This is a genomic window from Pseudoalteromonas sp. JC3 (assembly GCF_030291895.1).
GTDB lineage: Bacteria > Pseudomonadota > Gammaproteobacteria > Enterobacterales > Alteromonadaceae > Pseudoalteromonas.
Map to the genome: position 1 here is coordinate 519,514 of NZ_CP127855.1, position 16,426 is coordinate 535,939.

Consider the following 16,426-nt stretch of genomic DNA (forward strand, 5'->3'; position numbering starts at 1 on the left):
CCTTCAATTGATTTAGGGTAAAAGCAGCATAGGTCACTATGACCTATGCTGTGGCTCGGATTTTTTAAGCGTTAAGTCTTCTTCACTTTCTTTAATTGGCGCAGGACGAAAACGTTCAACGTAGATTGTAGCTAGAAGTGTGGTAATAACAGCAGCCAGTAGAACGGATTTTACATATGGGTAGCTATAATAAACGATACCCCACTTCCAAAATTGTTTTGCAAAACTTTCATCTACTCCAAAGTGTTCTAGATTACGAATAATGTTCTCAGCGAAAGCTGCTAAGTCTACAAGCATAAACAAAAAGAAGATCCCAACAAGTATGATATCGGCATGTGTCATGTAGATATATTCTTTCCTAGCTTTTTGGAATTTATTCACAAATCTCAAAGAGAACCTTACTCTATTCTTGATAGTTAGATAGGTTAGTAAGTCGCAGATGAAATGAATGCCTACAATAAACATGTTTTGTTTATATGGAGGAGCATTAGCGAAAAGATTTTCTACGAAAGATACAAGCGAAAACTCTAAAATTATAATTGCTATCAATACAGTAGATAGGTGCGTAATATTAAGCTGCTCTTTGGAAAATATCGCTAAAATAAAAACTAAAGCTAACATAGGAAGGTACGTAGTTTGCTCCAGAATAATAAGTGTATGTATAAATCCCGTTGCAACGAGAAACATGATAAATAAAAAAACTAGTGATTTGTTCATTTCTTAACCTTAATAAAGGTACTAGTTGAGGCTTAGCCTGGCTTTTCAGATTTAGGCTCTAACTTAGGGTCGTCCTTGATTGAGCCATCACTCCCACCCGTTATATGCTCTAGGAAATGGCTATTTAGCACAACAAAACGGACTCTTTTAGTACTTTTGACTTTATTTGAATATCTCATCTTCTATTCCTTATAGGTTTTTGCAGTGGTTAAAGTCATTAATACTGTACTCTGAAACTCACCTATTGAGAATATTTTGTAAAGCTAAAGTAACTTATATGCCTGGTTTTGGATCTACTACTGTTCCGCCATGAGAAGCCATAGAGGAAGTTCGAGGGTCATGTTTAACCACTCCTAGGCTGTCACCTTTAATGGACTTTAAACAATACATTGGTAACTTTTTGATTTTTATTGCCTTACTAAGTTTTTTTTGCATTACAAATTTCATTCTTATAATCCTTTTACTACTTAAACCAGCTGATAACATGACTACTTACTCTTCCATTTTCTTTGTATTAGGAGAGGTCGGGCTTTTGCGTCTTAATTGGGTATCACTAATTAAGCTTCGTAGCGCTTGAAACTGTTTAATAATGGGAGAAAGGTCAATATCACAGTACCTACACCAAACCTGAAAGTGATCCCAAGGTATACGGCTTACACCATTTTCATAGTTTTCGTAGGTTTGGCGGCTAATACCCACAAGGTCAGCCATTTGCTGCGTGGTTTTTTGGGCAGCAAGGCGCATTCTTCTAAGGTCGTCACCGTTATATTTAAAATAGGGATTGCCCACCAATTTAGTCCTTTCTTGCATGGGGAGTCTGCTCAGTGCCACCCAAGTTATTTTTATGTGTAATCTTTGTTAATTTGTAATTGTAATCAATAAAAATGTTTCTGCAAGAGGAAATTTAATTAGTAAGATCTGAAAGTGGCGCTCAGAAATACACTTATACTTTTCACTTTATTTTCATCATTTTAATAGAAAAGTTGGTTCGACAAGATTTTTTAGCGAGGCTTTTGTTACTGTAGTGTGAAATGAAACAAGGGTAACAACTGACTGAGGGTGATATGGATTATCTACGTCAATATAACGACTTAAATATTCTCTATGAAGCACTTAAAAAATCGAGTCGCGGAGAGGCTGAGATAGCTGAGACGACCACTAAGTGGTTTTCTCTTGTAGAGAGTACTTTATTTGAGCTTCAGGAGCTGGCGTATATGGAAAAGGCGTATATGCAAAAGTCGCGAACCATGAATAATCTCATTGAACTGGTGTATGCCAGTGTTCCTGCCACTGAGTAGGGTAAATAAAAGAAATAAAATTGTATGTTTTGCAGTGGTAAGAGTGCCAATCTAGCTCAATTAAGTATTGGCACTCTTTTTTAGTGATTTATATGACTTTTAGAGCTCAAATGGCGCGACGCCTTTGGCTTCCATCATATAACCTGTTTGCGCGATGTCGCCCTTCCAAGTAGAAACCTTAATCGTGCCACTGACTGTGATTGCATCATATAGGCTTTCAATCGGAACACCGCCTTTAATTTTGACATGAACGATTTGGTTCGGTGGCGGCGGCGGCACGTGAATACAAGCGCCAAAGTAGGGAACCAACAAAAATTCGGTGATCACTTCACTGTCACCTTCAAGTGGTACAACAAAGCCGGGTAAGCTGACTAGTTGGCCGTCTAACTCTTTGACTACTGGAGCATCTAAATCAGGTTGCACCCAATTTTGCTCGGCGCCATCATGGCTTGCTGCGTCTTGATTGCTGATCTGGACATGTCCTTTTGGAATTAAATCTTCCCAGAATATCTCTTTAGGTGGTGCCGCATTTGCAATACCACTGAATACCATCGCAGTGATGAATGCAATGAAGTAAAAAACGTGAGTTCGTGCGGTTAACTGCATCTTGATCCTCTTAGGTTTTAATTTGCATGCCATCGGCAAGCGAGTAAAAATAAGCACGGGCGGCAGGAATGGCGCCGATCAAAGTACCTGCACCTATAATAACGCTTAGTAGCGTGAGTTCATAGGTTGAGAGCGCTGAGATACTTAGGACTACACCAAATTGACTTTGTAGGCTGGATTGGGCTGCAATGAGCAAGGTATAAAAAAGTGCTACACCGAAAGCACATCCTAACACGGTAATAAAAATTGCTTCGCTAATGAGAAGTGTAAAAATATGCCAAGGCCGCGCACCAACGGAGCGTAGAATAGCAAGTTCTCGACGCCTTTGATTCAACGTGGCGAGCAATGAGGTCAACATGCCAAGTAAGCTTATCAACACCACAGCAAGGGTGATAAGCAGCAGGATTTTTTCGACAATATCTAGCATTTCCCACAATTCCCTCAATGTCACCCCCGGCATAATTGCCAGTAAGGGTTCACCTTTATACTGATTAATATTTCTGCGCACCTGTAGGGTATAAAGTGGGGATTCAAAACCAAGTAAAAATGCAGTGATTTGTGTTGTTGAACCGATTAAATCACCGGGCTTAGAGTCGAGGTTGTGTAGTAAAGCGCTATTGTTTTTACTGTCATGCTCATGCTCATGCTCATGCTCATGCTCATGCTCATGCTCATGCTCATGCTCATGCTCATGCTCATGCTCATGCTCATGCTCATGCTCATGCTCGTGGTGCGTTGCATCTTGTTTTCGTGCAACCATTCGAGATGGCTTGCTGTGGCCTGAGCTATGCATGCTCTCAATGGCACTTAACGGCACATGTAATGTTTTATCTACGGGCGTTCCCGTGGCTGCCAAAATGCCAGAAATAACCAGCGGATTGTCATCATGATGATGGAAACTGGTATTGCCCATGCCATGAGAAATGACGATTTTTTGTCCCAGCTGATAACCCAGCTTTTTTGCGACCATAGCCCCAAGCACGACTTCTTGGCCATTGTGAAATGGTCGACCAGCGGCAAAGGTGAGATGCTGTTTTTTAGCGTATTGATAATGACTGAAGTAACTTGCATCTGTGCCCAGCACAGCAAAGCCTTTGTGGCTATCGCCTAAACTAATGGGAATGCTCCACGCAACACCGCGTTGTGCCTTGATATACTCGTAACTTTGCCATTGTACGGCATTATTGGCATGACCAATTCTAAATACGCTTGAAAGCAATAGCTGAATATCACCAGTACGTGCGCCGACAATCAGGTCTGTGCCAGAAATAGTGTTCGCGAAGCTGGATTTTGCGTCTTGGCGTACGCGCTCAACCGACAGCAGTAACATGACACTAATTGCAATGGTCACTATAGTTAGGGCAACGCTGGCTTTTCGGTTTAGCGTACTTTTCCACGCAAGTTTGATTAGCATAGCGGTGCTCCTTGTTGTAAATCAGGCAAGCTTATTTGCCTATCAAATAACGGCGCTAAGCTTTTGTCGTGACTGACAAAGAGAATAGATGCACTGTAAACTGCGGCTTGGCTAAAGAGTAATTTAATAAATCCATCACGGCTGTCGGCATCTAGGGCTGAGGTTGGCTCATCGGCAATAATGATTTCGGGCCTGCCAATAAATGCGCGAGCGGCGGCTACGCGCTGCTGTTGGCCAATACTTAACTCCGCGACACTGCGCTGCTGAGTGTGCTCGTCTATACCAAGATCAGAGAGCAGAAGTTTGGCTTCTTGCTCAAGCGATTTATTCTGTGAGGAAATGTTTTGCCTGCGCTTTTTGGAAAATTCGCAGCCAAGGGTAACGTTTTCAATAGGCGACAAATAGGGCAACAAATTAAAGTTCTGAAAAATAGTACCTATATGGTCGGCTCTAAACTTATCTCGTTGGCCACGGCTCAGTGCGCTCGCGTTTGTACCTGCAATTTCAATTTCTCCCTGCTGGCAATCCAAGGTGCCGGCAATCAATCCAAGCAAAGTCGATTTACCGCTGCCGCTTGGACCATGTAAAAACACGTGTTCACCTCGGGCGATATGTAGCTTAGGTATGGTTAGCACCGGGGTGCTCGACTTAGGCCATGTAAACTGTAATTGAGATATCGTAAGCATAACGCCTCAACGCTGGCAAATAATGTTGTGATGGTATAACAATAATGACTAAAGCAAAACTAAGTTAAGCTCAACAACAAGCGTGTAAGTTAAATTGTGATTTTTGTTCAGCTCGACTATTATAGCGACCCTAACCCCCTCATTATTTTGTGCCCTTTAGCAAGGCGCATCCTGTCATTGGAGTAACAATGAGTAGCTACAAAGTTTTAGACGTTAATGACGATCTTCCAATTCGCACTAAAGGTGCGGTTCACAGTGGTAAAGTACGTTCAGTTTATTGGTTAACCGACGCCGACAGTGCACGTTTAATTGAAGAAAAAGGCTATCAAGTCCCGGTTGGTACAGAGCTGGCAATTATGGTCATTTCAGACCGTATTTCAGCGTTTGATTGTATTTGGCAAGGTGAAAATGGTCTTAACGGTGTACCGGGTAAGGGCATTGCGCTTAACAGCGTTGCTTCACATTGGTTTTCACTTTTTGATAAAGCTGGCCTTGCAGGTAATCACATTGTTGATATTCCACATCCTTATGTTTGGATTGTGCGTAAAGCCAGTACGGTAAGAGTTGAAGCGATTGCGCGTCAATATATTACCGGCAGCATGTGGCGCGATTACGCAAAGGGCGTAAGGGAGTTTTGTGGCTTGCAATTACCAGCAGGTTTAGAGGCCAATCAAAAACTAGATAATGTCTTAATCACACCATCAACCAAAGGGATCATCAAAGGTTTAGCAGACGTACCAGAAGTGGATGACGTAAACATCTCTCGTAAAAACATCGAAGATAACCTTGCTGCGTTCAACTTTAAATCTGCGGCAGATGTGGATAAGTACGAGCAGTTGCTAACCGAAGGCTTTGCCCTGATCAGTAAAGAGCTTGAGAAGCTTGATCAGATCTTTGTTGATACTAAATTTGAGTTTGGTTACGTTGAAGATAAAGACGGCCAAGAGCGCCTAATTTACATTGATGAAGTGGGTACGCCTGACTCGTCACGTATTTGGGATGGCCCTGCTTATCGCGATGGTAAGATCGTTGAAAACTCAAAAGAAGGCTTCCGTCAGCTATTGATAAACAACGTACCAGATAGCGATGTGCTGCTGAATAAAGACCGCATGCCTGAGCGAGAAGCGCTTGCTCGCGATTATCTTTTGCCAGAAGCTGTGATGATGTCGGTAAGCGAAACTTACGTTGGGATCGCAAGTAAAATCGTTGGTCGTGAACTAACGATCCCTGCGGATCCTCGCCAAGAAGTTATTGATATTCTTGATAAGCAGTACGGTTTAATAGATTAATTCTTTTTCAATTGCCCTGATAGACAAGTTTATTAGGGCAATTTCCTCAATTCACTTGCTTTTCATTGCAAGGTCTCTTTTACTTAACCTAATTGTTGCAAAAAATAGAGTCAGATATGCGAACGTCTGTTCTACTCCTACTAAGTTTTTGTTTTTTATTCCTTTTAGATTCAAGCTGCGCAAATGCTGGGCAATTAACAGTGCTAGATGGCAGCGGCAAGCCCTTGCAGCACGCCGTTGTTGAATTGACGGACGAGCCTGTTGAGTCAGCAGCAAAAGCAGTGGCGGTTATGGATCAAATCAATAAACAGTTTGTTCCTTTCATCCTCACTATTCAAAAAGGACAATTGGTTAATTTTCCCAATAGCGATGATATCCGTCATCACGTTTATTCGTTTTCTGCGGTAAAACCTTTTGAGCTAAAGCTATACGCTGGCACGCCAAATCAACCGCTTAAGTTTGAAAACGCTGGTGTAGTGGTGTTAGGTTGTAACATTCACGACTCTATGGTGGGCTATATTTACATTGCAGATGACAAGCAAGTATTGGTATCCGATGCGAATGGATTAGTAACTTTGCCGAATTCTACGAAACAAGTAACGGTATGGCATCCTTATCAAGATAATGACATAGATAGTCGGCAAACCGTGCAAATAGTGAACACTATGGAGCCGATGTCCGTAACAATAAAAACAACTTATCCAGCGCCGCGTAATACCTTTGGCGAGCGCTTTGGACAACATGAATGAATAACAGCTTTAAAAATAAAATAATTAGTCTCTGTATTTTGCTTATCCTAGTCACGGCGGGGATGAGCTTGGCAAGTTTTTGGTGGTCCACAAGTAAATTCAATGAAGCGCAAGTGCAAAGAAAAATTCAAGTGGCACAAAATGTTTATCAACAATATTTAAAAGCGCGAGAGCAGCTATTGGTTACCGCGGCGACTGTACTGACCGCTGACTTTGGCTTTAAACAGGCGGTCGCGACAAGAGACGCACAAACCATCAGTAGTGTGTTGCTTAATCACTCTCGCCGTATTGATGCCGACTTAATGCTGCTGCTGGATGTGAAAGGCGATCTGATCTCCGCTAACAGAGAAGGACTCGACTTCCCGAGCGACACCAGAACTTGGATGCAAGCGTTGCAAAGCCACACCGACCACTCAGCTTTTGTGGTGCTTAGTGAGCAGTTGTATCAAGTGATTATTTTGCCTGTGCGAGCACCTAGGACGATTGCATACTCAATTATTGGCTTTGAGGTTGGATCTGCTGTGGCGCTAGAACTCAAAGAGCTGACAGGAATGGAAACAAGCTTTGTTGGTGCCGCTGATAACCTAAAAGCAAGCTCGCTGACTGCTCTTGCACTCGGTGGTGATTTATTTACTTTCTTAGCGGCGCAAAAAACGACACGGTGGCTTAGCCAGTATCCGGTATATGAAAGTGCTGAGGTGAGCTTACCTTCTCTTGAAAGTAACCCGGTGAGTTTGGTACTCAGTGCGGATTTAACTACTCAGTATCAAGAATTCGATAAAATGGTGTTGACCATTATTTTACTCTCCCTCGGTACTATCCTTATTGGTTTTATCACCAGTGGTATTGTTGCCAAGAATCTTACGACACCGCTTAGTAAGCTTACTGAGTTGGCAAAACGCTTTGCTAAAGGGGATTACTCAGCCAAACTGGAAGAGGCTCGACCGACCCAAGAAATTTGCCAACTCGTTGACGCTTTTAATGATATGGGCGAAGACATTCAAGAGCGTGAAGAGCAGATCCGTTTTCAAGCCAGTCATGACCATTTAACTGGGTTTTTTAATCGTAATGCGGCTTTGGATAAACTACATAGTATGCTCAGCAGTGGTGCAGAGTATTACTTTATTGCCATAGACATAAAGGGATTACGCCATATTAATGACAAGCTCGGCCCTCGGGTAGGGGATGATTGTATTAAAGCCGTGGCGAAACGGATAGCGGAGATCAATACAGCAGAAGGCGGATTGAATGTGAGGCTTGGCGGCGATGAGTTCTTAGTTGCACATCCAGCGAGTGCGTGTGCCGATCCGCAAAGTGCTGTGCTCGGTATTGTTGAATGCGCTGAGATGCTAAATCAAGGTCTGAGCAAGCCCTACACTGTGCAGGGGTTAGATATTTCGCTTCACTTTAGTATCGGCGTAGTGCATTACCCCAAACAAGCGCATACTCCCGAGGATGTTGTTCGCCGGGCTTTGATAGCAGTTGATACTGCAGCGCACGATGGTCATGATGTTTACTACTACCAATCTGGTGAAGATGAAGCCCACCTAGAGCGCCTGCAAATTATTGATGAACTAAAACACGCTATTGCCAACGACGATGGTCAGCTTTTTATGACCTACCAACCAAAGCTAAATATGAAAACCAATCGTATTGATAAGGTTGAGTCTCTTATTCGTTGGCAACGTAAAAATGGCGAATGGGTGTCGCCCGAACTATTTATCGATCTTGCCGAGCAATCAGGTTTGATTGTTGAGTTAACTCAGTGGGTAGTAAAAACCGTGGTGTCTCAAGTTGCTAATTGGGTACGCCAAGGTGAACGCATCAAGGCGGCTATTAATGTATCGGCACAAGACATTGCAGATAAAAATTTCTTGTCTCATCTTAAGACGCTACTAGACACATATAACGTCAAACCTGAGTTGATCACCATAGAGCTTACTGAGCGAGACATGATTGAGAATGAGGAAAAAGGCATTGCGGTTCTCCAAGCGCTTAAACAGCTTGGCGTGCAGGTCTCGCTTGATGATTATGGTGTCGGTCAAACCTCCCTTGGTCGATTAAAAATGTTACCTATTGATGAGCTGAAACTCGACAAGGTATTTATTTTAAAGCTCGCACAATCGGAAAAAGACCAGTTTATTGTGCGCTCCACTATCACGCTTGGTCACCAACTTGGTTTTAGCGTGGTCGCGGAAGGGGTTGAAGACAAAGCATCGCTTGAGCTACTTGAGTCAATGCAGTGTGATTATGCACAAGGTTACTATCTAAGTAAGCCACTCAAAGCCGCAGACTTTGACCTGTGGCTGGGGAGATATAATGAAGTGGGCTAATGTTTTTGCCGCATGCTTAATAGTATGCGGACCAACTTACGCCGCAACAGGAAAGTTACTAGCGACTCCCGGGGTGTCACAGGTTGAGGGAAGTGCCGGTGGCGGTATTGTGCCATGGGCGCAGCTTGCCGGATATGCTTCGGAAGATGAATGGTCGGCGAGCGGGTTTTGTAGCCGAGCTAGCTTGAAAGACTACCAGCTCGATGTGTGTGGCGTTCAAGCCAACCTATTCAATCGCGTAGAGTTAAGTTTCGCTCGACAAAACTTCGATGTGGATGCGCTTAATCTTGATATCGAGCAAGATATTGTCGGTGCTAAGGTGCGGCTATATGGCGATATCGTCTACAGTAAATATCCACAATTGAGCTTTGGTATTCAGCATAAGTCCTTGGATGATGCAACGGTTGCCAATTTACTTGGCGCTGAAGAAGACTCAGGAACGGATTATTACTTAGCTGCAAGCAAACTGCATTTGGGTGCTGTAGGCGGTTATAACTGGTTCTGGAATATTACGATGAGACATTCTCGGGCTAATCAACTTGGCATACTAGGTTATGGTGGAGCTAACGACAGTGCGCCTTGGCAACTAGAAGCCAGCAGCGCAGTATTTTTATCTAGGCATTGGGCTGTCGGTGCAGAATACCGCCAAAAATCCAATAACCTTGGACTTGGTGAATCAGATTGGAAAGATGTATTTGTCGCTTGGATCCCGAATAAGTCAGTGAGTGTGACGGCGGCATGGCTAGACCTTGGAAAAATCGCAGGGCAGCCTTCTCAAACGGGTTGGTATCTATCTGTTACGGGGTACTTTTAAATGAAATGGCTATCACTAACGGCAGTCTTGCTTTTCCTCGTGGCGTGTAGTGCTTCAACTCCACAAACCTCCCTATATGAGCAAATAGGGGGTAACGCCGGCGCAGAAAAGCTAGTAGACGCGTTTATTAAACAGATTGGCAATGATGACGTTATTTTACCGTATTTTAGAGAGTCCAATGTTAGGCACTTTCGTGAAGGGTTTATCACTCATCTGTGCGATACCTTAGATGGCCCTTGTGATTATGAAGGTGATAGCATGGTGCAGATCCACACCGGCATGGCTATTAGTGAGTCTGACTTTAATCGAGTGGTTGATCTCTTGATCAACGCAATGAATGAGGTTGGGATTGCTCACTCTCTACAAAATCAAGTTCTGGCCCGCCTAGCACCGATGCGAAGTGAAGTGATCAAGCTGTAGGCTCGATAGCAAAAAGCTTGCAGAGAGGTTTGTTTGTATTTTGTTAGTAAACTTGTCCTTGCAGATAAATTGTGTTGTTTATTGGAATTATTGTTCTTAATCCAAAAGAGTAAAGTATAAGCTGAATTTTGATGCTTAATTCTGTAATCTAATAGCCAAATTGTCGTAAAGTTCGTCACGGTTTTAGCAACAAATAAATGCCATAGTGGGTTACAGCTCAAATCGTGCTGATTAGAAAGAGAGCCAAGTTGAAAAAAGTTATCACATTTGGAACCTTTGATGTATTCCACGTTGGTCATGTCAATATTTTAGAGCGAGCGAAAGCTCTGGGTGATTATCTCATTGTGGGGATCTCGTCGGATGAACTTAACTTTTCGAAAAAAGGTAGAAATCCAATATACTCAATAGCAGATCGCCTAAAAATCATTAGCTCATTGCGATTTGTAGATGAGGTGTTTGTGGAGGAATCTCTGGAGCTAAAAGCGCAATATATCAAAGACTTTGATGCGGATGTTCTGGTGATGGGTGATGATTGGAAAGGTAAGTTCGATATATATAAAGATATCTGTGATGTGGTTTACTTAGAACGCACCCCATCAATTTCAACAACGGAAATAATAGAGGTCGTGCGCAGACCCGAAGGAAAGTAATAGCATGAAGCATGTGGTCGATAGGGATTGGCTCTTTGCAAACCTTGGCAAAGTGAAAGTATTGGATGCTGGTATCGTGAAACCGGGTCAGTCAGGCCCTTATAGCGCCCCTGCAATCATTCAAGGCGCGCTGCGTTTTGATATTAGTGGTGCGTTAGCTAATCCCCATGCTACATCACCCAATATGTGCTGCAGTCCAGCTCAATTTCAAGCAGAAATGCGACAGCTTGGTATCAACCAACATGATGTGTTAGTCGCTTACGATGATAAGGGCATGTTTAGCGCTGCCAGAGCTTGGTATATGCTCAAAATGATGGGTCATAAACAAGTGTATGTACTGGATGGCGGATTACCTGCTTGGTGTGAAAAACAATACCCTTTGAGTCAAGCATACGCGCAAGTCCAACAAGCAGGAAACTTTGTCGCTGCATATGACGAAACAGCATTTGTCGATAAAGCGGCTGTGCTTAGTAATATTGATGCTGAACTGAGTGATCTATTTGATGCTAGAGGTGCAAAGCGCTTTACTGGTGAAGAGCAAGAACCTCGTGTAGATATGCGCAGCGGTCATGTACCTAAAAGTAAAAACCTACCATATACGAGTTTGCTAAATGCTGATGGCTGCTTTAAACCACTCACCGAGCTTGAAGTGCTGTATAGCGACTTATCAAAGGACAAAACTAAGCCTCTGATATTCTCTTGTGGCTCAGGTGTTACAGCTTGTATTTTAGCGCTGGTGGCTGACGAGCTAGGTTATGAACATTTGACGGTATATGACGGCTCGTGGAGTGAATGGGGCGCTGATCCCGATGTGCCCGTTGAGACAAATTAATCCACTATTTAATGTGAAAAAGGTGCCAATGGCACCTTTTTCATTTGCGAAGCGAGCTATTTTCTCGCTTCAAAATAGATCACTTATGATAAGCAAGGCACGCTTCAACTTCGTGCTTTGAACCTAAGATAACACCAACGCGTTGATGTATTTCTTCAGGTTGAATATCCAAAATGCGTTCACGCCCAGTGTGGGCAATACCGCCTGCTTGTTCGATAAGCATCGCCATTGGATTGGCTTCGTAAAGTAGGCGAAGTTTAAATGGCTTGTTTGGATCTTTGCGATCTTCTGGATAAGTGAATAGTCCGCCACGGCATAATACGCGGTGAACATCGCCAACCATTGCCGCAATCCAGCGCATATTGAAGTTTTTACCACGCGGTCCGGTTTCACCTTCAAGTAAATCGGCAATGTAATTTTGCATTGCTGGGGTCCAGTGGCGTTGGTTTGAAGCGTTGATGGCAAACTCTTTGGTGTCTTCAGGAATGGCAGCAAAGTCTTGCGTGAGTAGGAAGCTACCGTGTGTTTTGTCTAGGGTAAACAAGCGAGTTCCCTTGCCGGTTGATAGCGCTAACATGGTTGATGGGCCATATAACACATAGCCCGCTGCTACTTGTTTATGACCTGGCTGCATAAAGATCGCAGGATCGCTAGGATCTGAACCTTCAGGGGCTTCCATAATAGAGAAAATAGTACCAACTAGTGAGTTAATGTCAGTATTGGATGAACCATCCAACGGATCGAAAGCGACAATATAGTTCGCTTTTGGATTGCCGGCGACGGTGTAATCTTCTTCTTCAGAAGCGATGGCTTTGACATAGCCAGATTCAAGCAAAATATCTTTCAATAGCTGGTTTGAAAGTACATCGAGCTTCTTTTGCGTTTCACCTTGAATGTTCTCATCTAAGGTTGAACCTAATACACCTGAAAGTGCACCTTGGCCAACACGGAACGATATTTCTTTACATGCCGCGAGAATGGTTCTGATTAGAGAAACCAACTCACGAGAACAACCATCTTCAATTAACACCGGAGGGAGTCTACGCATTTTTTAAATCCTGATCACCTTGTGTTTATGGCAATAAATAGTGTGAGAGGTGCCATAAACAGCGCTGTAATTCGTCTTGAAAGACTGTAAATTGTATACGATTTCATATACAACTGGGGTTAAGCCTCAAAACCATAAATAACAAAGAGCAGCCATGAGAAAAATAACGTGCTTCACTCAAACTGTATCCGCTTTGCTACTGTGTATGATAACCCAAGCACACGCAGCAATTAAGTCTATTGATGAATTTACTGCCAGTTTTAATTATCATCCCGGTTTTTACGCCTTCTATAGCGATGATTCGAGCGGCAAACTGTACTTAGACATCGACAAACTAGACGCCCCTTTCTTGTTACAGCATAGTTTACCTTATGGTGTAGGTTCCAATGATATCGGCTTAGACCGCGGGCAGCTAGGCGGTACGCACTTAGTTCAGTTTGAACGTTTTGGTGATAAGGTCATGCTGCGTGCTATCAACACGTATTATCGCGCAAGTGCGAATAATATGGCCGAAAAGCAAAGCGTTAAAGAGGCTTTTGCTTCAAGCATTCTACATGGGTTCAACGTGGTTGCAGAAGATAAAGACAGTGTATTGGTTGACTACACGCCTTATCTACTCAGCGATGTGCATGGTGTTTCTCGCACGTTGGCAAATCGTAATCAAGGTAGTTTTAGCTTAGACTCAAGCCGCAGTGCTGTGTTTATGTCGCGTTCAAAGGCATTTGTTAAAAACACAGAACTTGAAGCCGTATTGACTTTCAAAGGGACAAAGCCAGGTGAATATGTACGTCAGGTGAGTGCAGATCCTTATGCGCTTACGGTACATCAGCACCATTCTTTAATTGAGCTGCCTGACGATAACTACCAGCCACGTGCATTTCATCCGCAATCGGGTTATTGGAGTATCGAGCATAAGGATTACTCAGCACCGCTTGGACAGTCAATGTTTGTGCGTTATATCCCACGCCACCGTTTACAGAAAAAAGACCCAACTGCACAAGTCTCGGAGGCCGTAGAGCCAATTGTTTACTATCTTGATCCTGGCGTACCTGAGCCGGTCAAAACGGCATTACTTGATGGTGCTAAATGGTGGGATCAAGCATTTGAAGCTGCTGGCTACAAAAATGCGTTTCAAGTCAAAGTACTTCCTGATAATGCTGATCCTATGGATATTCGCTATAACGTGATCCAGTGGGTTCATCGTGCTACTCGTGGGTGGTCATACGGCGCGTCGGTGATTGACCCTCGTACCGGTGAAATTTTAAAAGGTCACGTGACGCTAGGTTCGTTGCGTGTCCGTCAAGATATTCTTATCGCCGAAGCACTTTCTGCGCCGTTTGTTGAGGGTAATGAGGTGACTGAGCGACTTCATGCTATGGCGCTAGACCGTATTCGTCAGTTGAGTGCACATGAAATTGGCCACACGTTGGGCATTGCACACAACTTCTCAGCGTCGGTAAAGGATCGCGCGTCAGTCATGGACTATCCTCATCCGCTGGTGGGATTTGAAAATGGCCAACTTGATATTACCAAGGGCTACGCAAAAGGCATGGGCGCGTGGGATACACAAGTGATTAAATATGGTTATAGTGATTTCGCTGGCGCTGATGAAGCCACTGAGCTTGCAGCTATTCTCGCTGAAAATAAGGCGCAAGGGCTTGAGTTTATCTCTGATTCAGACGCCAGAGCACAAGGCGGAGCGCACCCAACGGCACACCTTTGGGATAATGGGGCAGATCCTGCTGCCGAATTACTGCGTGTGTTGGATGTTCGCAAGCAGGCGTTGAATAGCTTTGGTATTCACAGCATTCAAAAAGGAGTTGCTCTGTCGCAGCTAGAGGAGAAACTGGTACCACTGTATCTTTTCCATCGTTATCAAGTTGAAGCGGCAGTAAAATTGATTGGCGGCGTGGATTACGACTATGAAGTTCGCGGTGACGAGGTAATAAAAGGGGCGAAAGTTGTGGCTAAAGAGGCGCAGCAAAATGCGGCCAATGCGCTTTTGAGTACGCTGTCGCCTGCGGCGTTGACTATTCCTGACTCTATTTTGGCGTTAATACCTCCTAAGGCTTACGGTGAGTACAAAACTCGCGAAAGTATTAAAGGGAGAACTGGGCTAACCCTAGATGCGATGGCATTACCAGAAGTCGCCGTACAGCATAGCCTTAACTTGCTGCTTAACCCACAGCGATTAAATCGTCTTGCACAGCAGCACGCACGTGATCCCCAATATTTTGGTACACAGGCACTTTTAGATGCTTTATATCAGCAGGTATTTGCCCAGTCAGGCAGCAAAGGTATGGCTCAAAAGCTACAGCAACGAGTGCAATACCTAAGTGCAACTCAGCTTGTAAAACTGAGTAACAACGATAAAGTCGCACCTGAAGTGCAAGCGCAGTTAAAGTTCTATTTAGCAAAAGTTGCGAAAGACTTTAATCAGTCGTCGGTATTTAGCGATGTTGCTTTTGAGCAAGCGTTTAAACATATGCTCGCACAGCAAATTAATCGCTACCTAGATTCAGGAGAGTGGCCTGAAAGCTTTAAAGCGCTTGAAATGCCACCAGGCTCACCGATCTAAACGATCTTGGATTTAAAGAAGGGGTTGGATACTTTAAGCTTACCTTTACCACTCTATAATAATGGCAAATTAACGCATAAGCGTTCGTTTGCCATGTTAAAAAATAATAAAAATCTTCAGCTACATTTGAACTTATACTAGTTTCTTTCTTAATTTGAAGGAGCAAGTTTGATGCAGCTGGTTTTAAGGTTTTATTATTTAAAACAATTGAGTAGAAAGTTTTTCTTATCTGTATGGATGTCGTTACCTTGGTGCTAGCAGGATGCGGTAGCTGTGCTATTGACAAGACTTTCTCGCTTCAAAATAGAGAGCTTAATTAAGAGCAAGTTGGTATTAAAAACGTACAAAAATCCGTTGATACCTAGTTCCTATTTTGATAACTTTAATTAATGCTATTGAGTCATGTCTTATGAATAATCCACTGCACATTGTATTTTGTAGCAATGGTGACATTATCTTTAGTATTCAATCTAATAAAAATATCAGAATAATTAATTACTAATTCAACAGGAATATTGAAAATGAAACTACATCTAACTAAAAAAAGCATCAAAAACCTATCTCGTGATAATAAAACACTGCCAGTTAAGGCAACTCCGGCAATTGGTGGTGGTTTCGTCACGCACAACTGCAACTTGAATTCAATTGACTGTGACAGACCTACGACTTATACATTATCGATTGAAATCTGTAACACTGATAGACCAGAGATGTAATCTCATATTCTTATCTAAAATATAGATAAATTAAAAAGTCACCTAGCTTGAACCGACCCCCAATAGTTGGAGCCCAACATTGGGGGTCAATTCAGATGTTAGGTTTTTTTATGTCTTTTTGTAGCACTTTGGAGCATTGCTTTACCCCCCAAAAAACCTAATTAAACGTCCCTATATCATCCAAATACTGTGGATGTGTAGCCCATAGCCGCCTATTTCTAAGAATCCCCATTAGCCCTTCAGCAGATGTGTAATGACAAATAAGGTTTTATTTTT

18 protein-coding genes are annotated in these 16,426 nt (G+C 43.1%); 10 read left to right on the plus strand and 8 right to left on the minus strand.

What is annotated here, in order from left to right:
• Positions 1–36 precede the first annotated feature (36 nt).
• The 4 genes from QSH61_RS02210 to QSH61_RS02225 form a co-directional block, all read right to left on the minus strand.
• A complete protein-coding gene (locus QSH61_RS02210; protein WP_102056037.1) occupies positions 37–717 on the minus strand; it encodes a hypothetical protein in 681 nt (226 codons plus the stop codon).
• Positions 718–749: 32 nt separating this feature from the next.
• Positions 750–896, minus strand: a complete 147-nt coding sequence (locus QSH61_RS02215; protein ID WP_158299095.1) for a hypothetical protein — start codon at positions 894–896, stop codon at positions 750–752.
• Positions 897–990: 94 nt separating this feature from the next.
• Positions 991–1,164: a hypothetical protein gene (locus QSH61_RS02220; protein WP_206471818.1), complete on the minus strand. Its 174-nt coding sequence runs from the start codon at positions 1,162–1,164 to the stop codon at positions 991–993.
• Between the two features lie 45 nt (positions 1,165–1,209).
• Positions 1,210–1,527 (minus strand): helix-turn-helix domain-containing protein, encoded by a 318-nt coding sequence (locus QSH61_RS02225; protein ID WP_174170471.1) that lies wholly within the window; start codon positions 1,525–1,527, stop codon positions 1,210–1,212.
• Positions 1,528–1,781: 254 nt separating this feature from the next.
• On the opposite strand from QSH61_RS02225, the gene QSH61_RS02230 reads away from it, so the two are divergent.
• Complete coding sequence (locus tag QSH61_RS02230; protein ID WP_206471819.1) at positions 1,782–2,015, plus strand: hypothetical protein; 234 nt, start codon at positions 1,782–1,784, stop codon at positions 2,013–2,015.
• Positions 2,016–2,114: 99 nt separating this feature from the next.
• Here the strand turns inward: QSH61_RS02230 and QSH61_RS02235 are convergent, their stop codons facing one another.
• From QSH61_RS02235 to QSH61_RS02245, 3 genes are all read right to left on the minus strand, one after another.
• A complete protein-coding gene (locus QSH61_RS02235) occupies positions 2,115–2,567 on the minus strand; it encodes a DUF3299 domain-containing protein (protein ID WP_370599249.1) in 453 nt (150 codons plus the stop codon).
• 64 nt (positions 2,568–2,631) lie between these two features.
• Positions 2,632–4,035 (minus strand): ABC transporter permease, encoded by a 1,404-nt coding sequence (locus QSH61_RS02240; protein WP_206471820.1) that lies wholly within the window; start codon positions 4,033–4,035, stop codon positions 2,632–2,634.
• Positions 4,029–4,721 (minus strand): ABC transporter ATP-binding protein, encoded by a 693-nt coding sequence (locus tag QSH61_RS02245; protein WP_010605858.1) that lies wholly within the window; start codon positions 4,719–4,721, stop codon positions 4,029–4,031. The genes QSH61_RS02240 and QSH61_RS02245 overlap by 7 nt, the downstream gene beginning before the upstream one ends.
• Before the next feature lie 188 nt (positions 4,722–4,909).
• Here QSH61_RS02245 and QSH61_RS02250 point away from each other — a divergent pair, with 188 nt between their 5' ends.
• The 7 genes from QSH61_RS02250 to QSH61_RS02280 all read left to right on the plus strand — a co-directional run bounded on the left by QSH61_RS02250 (position 4,910) and on the right by QSH61_RS02280 (position 11,808).
• Positions 4,910–6,010: a phosphoribosylaminoimidazolesuccinocarboxamide synthase gene (locus QSH61_RS02250; RefSeq protein WP_130127049.1), complete on the plus strand. Its 1,101-nt coding sequence runs from the start codon at positions 4,910–4,912 to the stop codon at positions 6,008–6,010.
• Between the two features lie 116 nt (positions 6,011–6,126).
• On the plus strand, positions 6,127–6,759 hold the full coding sequence (locus QSH61_RS02255) for a methylamine utilization protein (RefSeq protein WP_174170468.1): 633 nt from the start codon (positions 6,127–6,129) through the stop codon (positions 6,757–6,759).
• Positions 6,756–9,092, plus strand: a complete 2,337-nt coding sequence (locus QSH61_RS02260) for a putative bifunctional diguanylate cyclase/phosphodiesterase (protein ID WP_206471821.1) — start codon at positions 6,756–6,758, stop codon at positions 9,090–9,092. The genes QSH61_RS02255 and QSH61_RS02260 overlap by 4 nt, the downstream gene beginning before the upstream one ends.
• Complete coding sequence (locus tag QSH61_RS02265; protein ID WP_102056042.1) at positions 9,079–9,906, plus strand: DUF3034 family protein; 828 nt, start codon at positions 9,079–9,081, stop codon at positions 9,904–9,906. The genes QSH61_RS02260 and QSH61_RS02265 overlap by 14 nt, the downstream gene beginning before the upstream one ends.
• Positions 9,907–10,326 carry a group I truncated hemoglobin gene (locus QSH61_RS02270; RefSeq protein ID WP_206471822.1) on the plus strand — a complete coding sequence of 140 codons (420 nt, stop codon included), beginning with the start codon at positions 9,907–9,909 and terminating at the stop codon, positions 10,324–10,326.
• A gap of 248 nt (positions 10,327–10,574) precedes the next feature.
• Positions 10,575–10,976 carry an FAD synthase family protein gene (locus tag QSH61_RS02275; RefSeq protein WP_206471823.1) on the plus strand — a complete coding sequence of 134 codons (402 nt, stop codon included), beginning with the start codon at positions 10,575–10,577 and terminating at the stop codon, positions 10,974–10,976.
• Between the two features lie 4 nt (positions 10,977–10,980).
• Positions 10,981–11,808, plus strand: a complete 828-nt coding sequence (locus QSH61_RS02280; RefSeq protein ID WP_206471824.1) for a sulfurtransferase — start codon at positions 10,981–10,983, stop codon at positions 11,806–11,808.
• Positions 11,809–11,887: 79 nt separating this feature from the next.
• Here QSH61_RS02280 and QSH61_RS02285 read toward each other — a convergent pair whose 3' ends face one another.
• On the minus strand, positions 11,888–12,856 hold the full coding sequence (locus tag QSH61_RS02285; RefSeq protein ID WP_010374260.1) for a class 1 fructose-bisphosphatase: 969 nt from the start codon (positions 12,854–12,856) through the stop codon (positions 11,888–11,890).
• Positions 12,857–13,010: 154 nt separating this feature from the next.
• On the opposite strand from QSH61_RS02285, the gene QSH61_RS02290 reads away from it, so the two are divergent.
• Positions 13,011–15,434: a zinc-dependent metalloprotease gene (locus QSH61_RS02290; RefSeq protein WP_206471825.1), complete on the plus strand. Its 2,424-nt coding sequence runs from the start codon at positions 13,011–13,013 to the stop codon at positions 15,432–15,434.
• 521 nt (positions 15,435–15,955) lie between these two features.
• Positions 15,956–16,150 (plus strand): hypothetical protein, encoded by a 195-nt coding sequence (locus QSH61_RS02295; protein ID WP_010605848.1) that lies wholly within the window; start codon positions 15,956–15,958, stop codon positions 16,148–16,150.
• The last annotated feature ends 276 nt before the right edge of the window (positions 16,151–16,426 follow it).